Origin of the sequence: Microcystis sp. LE19-84.1B (genome assembly GCF_027531875.1) — a bacterium.
In the GTDB taxonomy this organism is placed as follows: domain Bacteria; phylum Cyanobacteriota; class Cyanobacteriia; order Cyanobacteriales; family Microcystaceae; genus Microcystis; species Microcystis panniformis.
The window spans coordinates 1-9,754 of the sequence record NZ_JAPZSR010000332.1 but is presented as its reverse complement, the minus strand read 5'-3'; the positions used below and the strand labels follow the sequence as shown (position 1 = coordinate 9,754).

The 9,754-nt window shown below is 42.7% G+C and carries 11 protein-coding genes and 2 pseudogenes; 3 read left to right on the top strand and 10 right to left on the bottom strand.

Annotated elements, in window-relative coordinates; all coding sequences use genetic code 11:
- Positions 1 to 310: 310 nt before the first annotated feature.
- Together O9324_RS18785 and O9324_RS18780 are read left to right on the top strand one after the other, a co-directional pair.
- Positions 311 to 1,186 carry a 3'(2'),5'-bisphosphate nucleotidase CysQ family protein gene (locus tag O9324_RS18785; RefSeq protein WP_288140997.1) on the top strand — a complete coding sequence of 292 codons (876 nt, stop codon included), beginning with the start codon at positions 311 to 313 and terminating at the stop codon, positions 1,184 to 1,186.
- A 59-nt stretch (positions 1,187 to 1,245) separates the two neighbouring features.
- Positions 1,246 to 3,117, top strand: coding sequence for a GTPase family protein (locus tag O9324_RS18780; RefSeq protein WP_288140996.1), 1,872 nt, complete (start codon positions 1,246 to 1,248; stop codon positions 3,115 to 3,117).
- Between the two features lie 185 nt (positions 3,118 to 3,302).
- Here the strand turns inward: O9324_RS18780 and O9324_RS18775 are convergent, their stop codons facing one another.
- Positions 3,303 to 3,509, bottom strand: a complete 207-nt coding sequence (locus tag O9324_RS18775; protein ID WP_002762605.1) for a hypothetical protein — start codon at positions 3,507 to 3,509, stop codon at positions 3,303 to 3,305.
- A 590-nt stretch (positions 3,510 to 4,099) separates the two neighbouring features.
- On the opposite strand from O9324_RS18775, the gene O9324_RS18770 reads away from it, so the two are divergent.
- A complete protein-coding gene (locus O9324_RS18770) occupies positions 4,100 to 4,297 on the top strand; it encodes a hypothetical protein (RefSeq protein ID WP_002762603.1) in 198 nt (65 codons plus the stop codon).
- 271 nt (positions 4,298 to 4,568) lie between these two features.
- Here the strand turns inward: O9324_RS18770 and O9324_RS18765 are convergent, their stop codons facing one another.
- The 9 genes and pseudogenes from O9324_RS18765 to O9324_RS18730 form a co-directional block, all read right to left on the bottom strand.
- Entirely contained in the window at positions 4,569 to 4,748 is a 180-nt protein-coding gene (locus O9324_RS18765; RefSeq protein WP_288140995.1) for a hypothetical protein, read from the bottom strand.
- Positions 4,735 to 5,031, bottom strand: a complete 297-nt coding sequence (locus tag O9324_RS18760; RefSeq protein ID WP_043995702.1) for a BrnT family toxin — start codon at positions 5,029 to 5,031, stop codon at positions 4,735 to 4,737. Before O9324_RS18760 ends, O9324_RS18765 begins: the two co-directional genes overlap by 14 nt.
- A 230-nt stretch (positions 5,032 to 5,261) precedes the next feature.
- The gene (locus O9324_RS18755; protein ID WP_080605436.1) at positions 5,262 to 6,128 is read right to left on the bottom strand and encodes an alpha/beta fold hydrolase; all 867 of its coding nucleotides are present in this window, start codon (positions 6,126 to 6,128) and stop codon (positions 5,262 to 5,264) included.
- Between the two features lie 57 nt (positions 6,129 to 6,185).
- Positions 6,186 to 7,007, bottom strand: a complete 822-nt coding sequence (cysH, locus tag O9324_RS18750) for a phosphoadenosine phosphosulfate reductase (RefSeq protein WP_288140994.1) — start codon at positions 7,005 to 7,007, stop codon at positions 6,186 to 6,188.
- Positions 7,008 to 7,334: 327 nt separating this feature from the next.
- On the bottom strand, positions 7,335 to 7,799 hold the full coding sequence (locus O9324_RS18745; RefSeq protein WP_288140993.1) for a hypothetical protein: 465 nt from the start codon (positions 7,797 to 7,799) through the stop codon (positions 7,335 to 7,337).
- Between the two features lie 64 nt (positions 7,800 to 7,863).
- Complete coding sequence (locus tag O9324_RS18740) at positions 7,864 to 8,643, bottom strand: ABC transporter permease (RefSeq protein ID WP_287628685.1); 780 nt, start codon at positions 8,641 to 8,643, stop codon at positions 7,864 to 7,866.
- 256 nt (positions 8,644 to 8,899) lie between these two features.
- Positions 8,900 to 9,328: pseudogene (locus tag O9324_RS18735) on the bottom strand (zinc ribbon domain-containing protein); the annotation flags it as partial.
- Positions 9,329 to 9,435: 107 nt separating this feature from the next.
- Positions 9,436 to 9,582, bottom strand: a complete 147-nt coding sequence (locus tag O9324_RS27295) for an RHS repeat-associated core domain-containing protein (RefSeq protein ID WP_353737105.1) — start codon at positions 9,580 to 9,582, stop codon at positions 9,436 to 9,438.
- A 40-nt stretch (positions 9,583 to 9,622) separates the two neighbouring features.
- A pseudogene (locus O9324_RS18730) lies at positions 9,623 to 9,754 on the bottom strand (IS630 family transposase); the annotation flags it as partial.

Here is a 9,754-nt window from a genome sequence, read left to right as displayed (position 1 = left end):
CTTGGCTGTCTATATTTTAACCAATAAATTGCTGTATTGCAAGCATAGTCAGCTTTTAAAGATAAATTATTGTTTTATTGGTCAGCAATAATTGTCTGTTTTTTCTTTAATTTTACATGACAAGTTCGGAAGAGCCATTTTTCTTTATTCTTGACAGGTATATTACCCCCCCTTGCCCCCCGACGTCGGGGGGGGGGTGAGGGCAATTAACCATCTCTGTCATTACTTTAGAAAAATGGTATAAGAAGCCAGTCTTTAAATTTCGCAGTTAATTTAGTGGATAATAAGTCTGAAAAACTGAGGCTATTTTATGATTAATTTAACCTGTCAAGATACCGAAACGCTCGATCGCATTTTAGCTGTGACTCGTGCCGTCGGTTGGGGTGGTGCTAAAATCCTCCAATCCTACTACCGGGGTGAACAGGATTTAGCCGTCAACGAGAAGAAAAAAGGCGGACCAGTAACGGCGGCGGATTTAGCGGCAAATCACTATATTTTAGGGGAATTACACAGAAATTTTGCTGATATCGACTTTGGTTATCTGAGCGAGGAAACCCATCAGGGTAATGAAGCTATCCCGAAAGATTGGGTATGGATTATCGATCCTTTGGACGGAACCCGCGATTTTATCAACAAAACGGGAGAATATGCCCTACATATCGCCTTATGTTATCAGGGAAGACCGATCATCGCCGTGGTTGCCCTACCGGATCAAGAAAAACTCTATTTTGCCCAAAAAGGAAAAGGTACTTTTCTAGAAACTAGCGACGGAAATATTACACAGGTAAAAGTTGCCAATAAAGATAAAATTACCGATCTCTATCTGGTGGTTAGTCGTACCCATCGCAACCAACGTTTTGATAATTTATTAAGTCAAATACCCTTCTTGGGTAAAAATTATGTGGGTAGTGTGGGCCGTAAAATTGCCACGATCCTCGAACAAAAATCCGATGTTTATATCTCCCTATCGGGGAAATCGGCAGCTAAAGACTGGGATTTTGCCGCCCCAGAGTTGATTTTAACGGAAGCCGGCGGCAAATTCTCCTATTTTGACGGTCAACCGGTGCGCTATAATCGCGGCGATGTGCGGCAATGGGGTGGGATCATGGCCAGTAATGGTCCGTGTCATCAACAACTTTGTCAGTTGTCCACGGCAATCCTCGCCCAAATTGATGCCACTGTCTAATTTATGCCTCCTAACCGAGAATCAGAGATCGGTAGAATGGAAAAAAACCAGATCGAGCAATGTTACGGTTAAAAACTTGGCAAGGGTTGATTTTAGCAGTTCCGATCGCAGCCGTGGTCATCTTTCTGATCGTGGCCGCCAGTTTCCAGATCAATCAATGGGGTTTAAATTGGATTTGGGCAGTTTTTACCCTGATTTTTGTCGCTTGGCGCTTCCTGTTGGTCAAATGGACGCGCCCAGTAGTCGGGGAAATTGAAGCCACCATTGGGGAAATTAAGGCAGAATTAACCCCTCCTGACGGTGATTCCGGGGGCAATGTCGAGGAAATTATCGAGAGGATTATCGTCGAGGCCCGCAATGATCGGCCGGTTTGGGAAGATTGGGCGACTTTTTGGCAACGCTGTCAGGATTTGGTCAGTGCCATCGCTCATATATATTACCCCGATGTCAAGTACCCCTTATTAAATATTTACATTCCCCAGGCCTACGGTTTAATTCGGGGAACCGTGGATGATAGCGATCGCTGGATGCAGAATCTTTCCCCGGCCCTGAATCAAATCACCATCGGCCAAGCCTATCAGGCCTACGAAGTTTATCAAAAATTGCAACCCTCGGCCCAGAAACTTTGGCAGGTCTGGAATTGGGCGCAATGGGTAATCAATCCCGCTGCGGCTGTGGCCAAAGTGGCTAGTCAAAAGTACAGCGATCGAGCGGATCAGCAATTATTAGTCAATTTAGGGCAAGTTTTGCGGGAAAATGCCCTAAGAAATCTCTCTCGCCAAGCGGTGTTACTCTACAGTGGCAGTAATCTCGCCCCCACTCTCCCCACCAAAACCAAAATCGCCACTACTACTCTCAAGGAAATTCTCGCCCAAGCGGAACCGATCACGGAAATCGATCGCCAACCGGTTAACATTCTGCTGGTTGGACGCACCGGGGCCGGCAAAAGCAGTTTGATCAATACTCTCTTTCGGGCCGATTTAGCCCAAGTGGATCTATTGCCCAGTACCGATGCAATCCAATCCTACCATTGGCAAACCCCAGAAGGGGACGAGTTAATCCTCTGGGATACCCCGGGCTATGAACAGTCAAATCGGGCTGAGTATCGGCAAAAAGTTCTTAATTATGCCAAAAACGCCGATTTATTAATTCTTGTCACCCCCGCCCTCGATCCCGCCCTGGCCATGGATGAGGCTTTTCTTAAAGATTTGCAACAAACTATTGACAATTTACCAGTTATAGTCTGTGTTTCTCAAGTTGATCGCCTGCGTCCGCTGCGAGAGTGGCAACCCCCCTATAATTGGCTGACGGGAGAAAGTCCTAAAGAAGTCAATATCCGCGATTGCTTGCAGTATCGGGCGGAATTATTCGAGGATCTCTGCGATCGCATTTTGCCGATGGTCAGTCAACAGTCGGATAGAGAAGCTTGGGGGGATGAGGAGTTATCAATCGCTTTGCTGGGGGCAATTTCACCCGCAAAACAGTTGCGTTTAGCCCGTTTTTTAGCGGATTTAGAAACTCGAACCCTGGCAGCAGCGAAAATAATCGATCGCTATACTTTACAGATGGCCACGGGGCAAGGTTTAACGGCCCTATTAAAAAGTCCTATTCTCGGTTTTATCTCCACTTTAGCCACGGGAAGACCGACTTTAGCCTATCTTTTAGCTGAACAAATTCCTGTGGAACAATTACCAGTAGCGATCGGTAAATTACAGATGGCCTACGAGCTTTCTTCTCTCTTAAATCCGGAGAATAAAAGTTTTGATTTATTGGCACTTTGGCCAATACTATTAGAAAATTCTAGCACTGCCGACAGGGAAGCTTGGGCTTGGGGTCATGCTCTGGTAGAATATTGGACAAAGAACCTATCGATCGAACAGTTCCGGTCAAGTTATCAGGGGTATTTAGAAACGACAAAAACAGGCCTGTAGCCAGATTAATTAAGCTAAAACTTTCTTCCTCTTTAAAAGTATAGGAGAGTGGGGAGGAGAGGTTTCTGGGGTTGAGATTTCTGGCCTTTGTACTAAAATTACCGATTTTGGAAGAGCCAAAGAAGCGCTGGGATATTTTGGGTTGTTAACTTCCTCTGTCTCATTTTTTGAATCACTGGTCATAACTAGACAATTAGTAGTGGTCTCTGTTCATTACCTTTTTGCAGTATTAATTGAGTATCTTCCTCTGTCTCAGTTTTAGCATATAAAGCCATGAGTTTTAATCCTTTACGAATGACTTCAGACTCTGTTAAGTCTAGCTCTTTAGCTATTTCTTTAAGATATTCAGAGTCCTTTTGACTAAGATTTACTCGAAATTGTCTGGTGGCCATTTTTTTTTGTTAATTTAGTGAATTATTGATTATATCGATGGTGGTATCTGTAAGGTCGAGAAGAGCCATTTTTACCATCGAGGGCTATAGTAGGGTCAATTCATGAACTATAGTAGGGTCAATTCATGAATTGACCCTACAGTCTGATTTAAGGGTTGTCATCGTCCTTTCTTATAGATGTCCATAATAGTCTGCCTTTAGAAACTTAGCATCCTAACTACAGTATCCTATCTTACCCTAATTACACCAGATATGTCAAGCAATTACACCAGATATGTCAACTATGTCAAATCAACATAAACGAGTCCTGACGGTACTTAATGGGTGCAATAGGTCAAATACCATCGACTTATCGACTTATTTGCTATTAAGACTATTTTTCGCAAATTTTAACCAAAAGAATCTTAGGTTTTATTCATGATTAGGTACAACAGGGGGTATAATAGGGTATTTAGTAGGTGGTACTATATATACATATATGCAAGGCATAGCAATGGGTGTAATATGGGTATATTTTGGGGTTTAATAGATACCACAGTGCTGAGTTCCTATGGTATGATAGTTCCATCAACTTTTAGATAGATAAAAGTATGGCAGACACAACTAAACAAGTGAGTATGCTAGAATTGGAGTTAGAAGATGATCTAATCAGACAAATTGAAGATGTAGCTGATTCTGGTTGTTTTTCAAAAGATGAATTATTACAAAGTATTTTAGAAGCATGGAGATATCATCAAGCCTATATACATAGACTTGAAAATATGGTTCAAATAATCAATATTAAGTAATTCGATTTGAGGGTAATGTGGAATGATTACTATCAAATTATTATCTGCTTATTGTTTTGAGTTAACAAAAAATTTTATCACTATTTTCTTGAACAACAGTTTATACTAAATCTGGTTATTAAAGACTGATTATTTATTCCCCTTTTTGCATGAGTGCATGAGTAGAAAACGGGTTTCTCGGAGAAACCCGTTTTCTGTGCGTTACTCAACGGATTTAGTATTATTAAACTTTCATAACAAGTAACCCTGAGACAATTATCAGTTTTAGCAATTATTGAGATGTTAATTTATTGTAAGCAGAAATAATCTCCGCATTTTCCCAATCATCATCAAAAGGAAGCGCATCGGGATCTGACAAAGCATTAGCCTCGATTTCTGCATCGCTCATCGATTTAACTCGCTCCCAATCGGTTAAATCTTGCCTTTCCTCTTTTGTGTTAACAATCCCCATCTTGGGGGATACTCTCTTGATACTTTCTTCGCTCACGTTCGTTTGCTCTCCTAGCACTAATCAATCGGCAAGTTTCCCCTCTTATAGTATAGACAACATAACAGATTATCCCGTTTAATTGTCCCAGCAAACACATCCTTATTTCTTGGTAATCTTGGCGATTATCTTCTCTGATTAGACAGTGACCATCGAAAATAGGAGGAACAGCCGCAAAATCTATCCCATGCTTCTCTATATTAGAATATCTTTTAGACTGATCCCAGTCAAATTCTCTAAATTGCATAAATAAATCTCCAAAAATTGTCTTTGTAGAGAATTATTCCTATATCTCCTCCTTACCTATCGTTTTGAACGAACCAAAATTTTTATCACTATTTAAACTTCAATAATTTTTTGTTATATCGATAAATTACTAGCCCTAAACGCAGAAATTTTGAAAAAGCGAAGCCTCCGCTTCTACTATAATCAGAGAAGGGTAATTGAGACAATTTCTGCATCACCTTAAATAGCTCTTTAGGTTTTGCGTCCGAGAAAATTAATAATCTGGGGATTAATTTCTTTTGACCAATGTTCTTGGGGATAGTGTTTCGCTTCTGCGAGGGAGATTAATTCCACTCCTGATTTAGTGGCTAATTTTTCGACAGTGACAGAAGATAACCAAGGATCGCCCATTCCCCAGACAAAAAGGATAGGTTTTTCAAAGTTCTCTAAACCTGTCTCAATTTCTGCCATGGTTTTCGATAGGTTTAAATTGCGAATCGTGGCCACTAAAGCGCGACCCACTGCCGAAGTTTTTAGATAGGGTTGACGGAAAATAGCCAGATCTGCATCGCTAATCACAAAACCGCTACCAGTTTCTAAAGTACGATCGACTAATAAGGGGTCTTGAGTCGCCATATCTCCGAGAAAAGGTATCCCCCATTGTTTCATTATCCAGGGTAATTTAACATCACTAGAGAGGGGAGTATTTAAAACAATCAAGCGCTCAATTTTATCAGGATTTTCTAGGGCATATTGTAAACCGACGGAGGCTAAAAAACCCTGGACAATGAGGGAGATTTTCGGCAATTGGAGAGCTTGAATAAAATCGGCCAAGGCTTGACAAAAAGCGCTAGGTGTGTAGGCGAAATCTCTGGCATCGGGTTTAGCGGATAAACCGGAACCGATCCAATCGGGGGCAATGGCATTAATGTTATATTCTTCTAAACTGGTTAATAATTCCCGCCAAATATAGCCATGGGCGGGTAAACCATGGAGTAGGATCACGGGGGTTGTATCCGGTTGTTGAGCGGGGTTAACCTGTCGATAAAACCACTTGAGAGAGCCGACTTCGAGAAAATTTTCTAAAATAGCCATGGTTAATGGGGGATTAATCATCAATAACCATTGTCTAACGTCTAGGAACCGATCGCACCGGCAATTTTTGCACCCCGGCAGTTATAGGGAGCTTGCGTCGAGACTTTGTGCTTCTCCGGGGGTTAAGGGTAAATGAAGACCGCATTCTTGTTTTAAACCCTTGAAACGGGTGTCTCGTTCGTTGCTATCATCGGCGGTTAAAGGCCGACTGGAGTGCCAATCGCCGACGGAGACATAACCCAGATCAAAATAGGGATGGTAGGGAAGCTCGTATTTAGTCAGATACTCATAGATGGTTTTGGCATTCCAGTCAAGTATCGGTAATATTTTGTAACGTTCGCCCTGTTGATTGACCCATTGGAGAGTTTTGCGGTGGTCGGTTTGGTCGCGACGTAAACCCGCTAACCAAGCGGTGGCCTTTAATTCCTTCAGGGCCCGTTGCATCGGCTCCACCTTGCGGATTTTGTCGTAGAGATTGAGGGAGTCGATATCGTTATTTGACCACAGTTTACCGTGGATTGCTTCCATGCGGGCGGGACTGAGGGGAGATTGATAAACTTTCAGGTTTAAATGGAGGCGTTGGCTTAAGTCTTCGGCAAATTGATAGGTTTCCGGGGGAAGATAGCCGGTATCGATCCAAATAATCGGAATATCGGGGATAATTGCGGTGACGAGGTGCAACATTACTGCCGCCTGAATGCCGAAACTGGTACTCATTACCAAACCTTCCCCAAAGGTGGCCGCGGCCCAAGCGACGATTTCTGCGGCGTTAGCGGAGTCAAAACGTTGATTAATTCTGGCCAGGTCGAGGGATAGAGGGTAGGAAAAAGACCGGTCGGCAGTGGCGATGAAGGCGGTTTCTAGGGCCCGTGGATGAGAATTAAGTAAGTGTAAATCTGGCATTCTGGCTAAGATTTAAGGTGTACAGTAGCGGCGGATACTGATAGAGTCCAATCTATCCATTAGGGTTCGAGAATAGAGTCGCCTCCATCTCCTCCCCTTGAGAAACGTCGGTGAGACTTACGCCTCCGACGGCTCCTAGTTTAACTGCTTCATTGTTAGGGATACAGCTTGACAATCGAGGGCCGTTTTATCGAAAATTTGGGTTAAAACCCCGTCGTTTTACGGTTGAGAATCTATATACTGTACTTCTACTATATCTGATGGGGTGAAGTGTGGCCCACACTAGCGACACCCTCCTTTCTCAAAAATCTCTCTGGTTACACTAGGTTAAGCAAGATGGGGAGGAATTACCGCTAGTTTTTGCAGTTGTTTTTCAATATTGGCCTTTAATTGGGTCCGGGAGATTTCTTTTCCCGTTTGAGCAGTGTGTGCATTTTCCAGAAAAATAATACTATCTACTTTTTCTAGGGCAAATAATTGGAATAAAAGATGGGTTACGGGAATCAGGCGCGTTGATAGGGGTGAATCGGGGGTATTTTGAGCAGATAGGGCTATTTTTTCCGTAGCAAAGGCATAGATTACCATTTTCTCCTGTTGTGGCTGCTGCCGATGGGCTAAAGTGGTCAGCAACCAATCACCCTGGCTATTCTGCACCACATAGTATTGTAAATGTTTTAACTGTCTGGCCATGGCCGCGAGGACGGGATTAACCGCTTCTTCCATGACTACGGTGGCCAGTCCGTAATTGACCGCTTCTCGACTTAAAATATGCAGTTGTGCCTTTAATTTCATGGCTAATAATGTCTATAAACTAATCGATGGCGATGCCATTCATCCCTTGATTCAGCAACGCTATTTAAAATTGTCGTCGTGAAAAGATGAGGATGGAGATGCCCAATAATAGACCAGTGTAAACGAGACTGTAGAGGGCATTAGCGATTAAGACATCAGCACTAGGCAGCAAACCATAAACGGCCTCGTTTCTAAAATTTAATCTCTCTAAATCTGGGAGAATTAGATAAATATTTTTAGTGATAGCGAGGATATTGGGATTTTTGCTGATTATACCCAATTGGATCAGATCTTTGCTGATGTGACCCATGAGATAGACCCCAAAAGTCATTAACGTGGCTAAAATCGAACTGGTAAATACCCCAAAAGCGATCGCCACGGCTGCGATGAGAATTAATTCCAAACCGAGATAGAAAACCGAGACAATCAGGGGTAACGGTTGAAAAGATACTTTCATCCCCAGCAACATCAGCAAGTAAATCACCAACATTACCCCCAACATCACCGCTAAAACCCCGGACAAACCCAAGTGTTTACCGAGGATAAATTCGGCCCGACTCAGGGGTTTGGGAATCAAAACTAAAATAGTTCTCTTGTCAATTTCCTTATTAATTAGCCCTGTACCCACAAAAACCGCAACAATTACCCCTAATAACCCGATAGCGGCTAATCCCAAGTCAAGAAAGATTTTCTGATGGGTTCCCACCGCAATTTCCGGTAATAAACGCCAAGCGAAGGCCATCAACAAGGCAAAAAACCCGATAAAGTAAAGAATGCGATCGCGAATAACCTCGCGAAAACCATTAGCTGCGATCACCCAGATTCTCAGGATACTGATACCCATAGCCTTTCATCAAAATAATATCTGTCTTTCCTAGATTAAGAGATTGTTTCATCCCCTCATTATGCCCAATTATTAACTTCCCTATTTGATCAAGAATACACCAATCTATTACTTTTTTGCTGGCCCTGTGTAGGTAATTTTCTCCTCGACAGTTTCGTTTATGGCTTAGGAATATCAATTTTTGAGGTTTGAGGTTTTGGGTATGATTAGGTGTTGACAATCTCACCGTTAAGCCTACGACTTTGACTCTCCCCCGCTAACCGCTCGCGCGCTGTAGCGGGGGATTCTCGGTTCTTAGGCTTTTAACTAGATCGACCGGGTTTAACTGAACGACCCCCGTCAGACCGCCTCCGCAAGCGTTTTCCAAAACGGTCAGCCCGACCGCGTTTTTTCCTCGGTTCTCGATTACCTTCGCTGATGCCGTATCTCTCAGTTCGATGTGACCGCAAGAATCACACCGGTGAACTCTTTCCGATAACGACTTTTTACCAGTGAACGCGCCACAATTAGGACACTCCTGGGAAGTTCCGTTTTTATCGACCTTAAGATAATATTTCCCCCGTTTCCAAACAACAAACGGTAGTATCTCGTTAATAAAACTACCAATGCCTGAATCCAGAGATTGTTTTCTAACAATACCCCTAGACCAGGAAACGAAGTTAATATCTTCAACGAAGATGTTATCACCCAGCAATTCTCATTTTGAAACGATTTTGCGTTGTTTCAGCGATCTAGAGATTCGTTAAGAATTATTAACCCCTCTAGGTGCAAGGGTTTTAATGTCATGAAACCTTAAAATGAGAATTGCTGCCTTCCCGTATTCCCATCATAATACCTTGCTCTGTAATAATATAGCCCAATCTCCTGATCAAACTCTCTTCCCGTAAACTCAACCCGTTGTGTCTCATTACCTGCCGCATTCTTATCAGCGATCGCCATTCCCACTTCCCCAAACAGCGATCGCTCTCCTGACTATACTTTAGACGTTCATAATCTGAGATTTATTAAACTTCTGAAATCGTAGAGTGAGCAAGGAATCCAGTTCTTTTTTATGTTTCAGGTGGGCATCATTCAGACATTCATAAATAGCTGAAGAAAAGTCAGAAAAGTT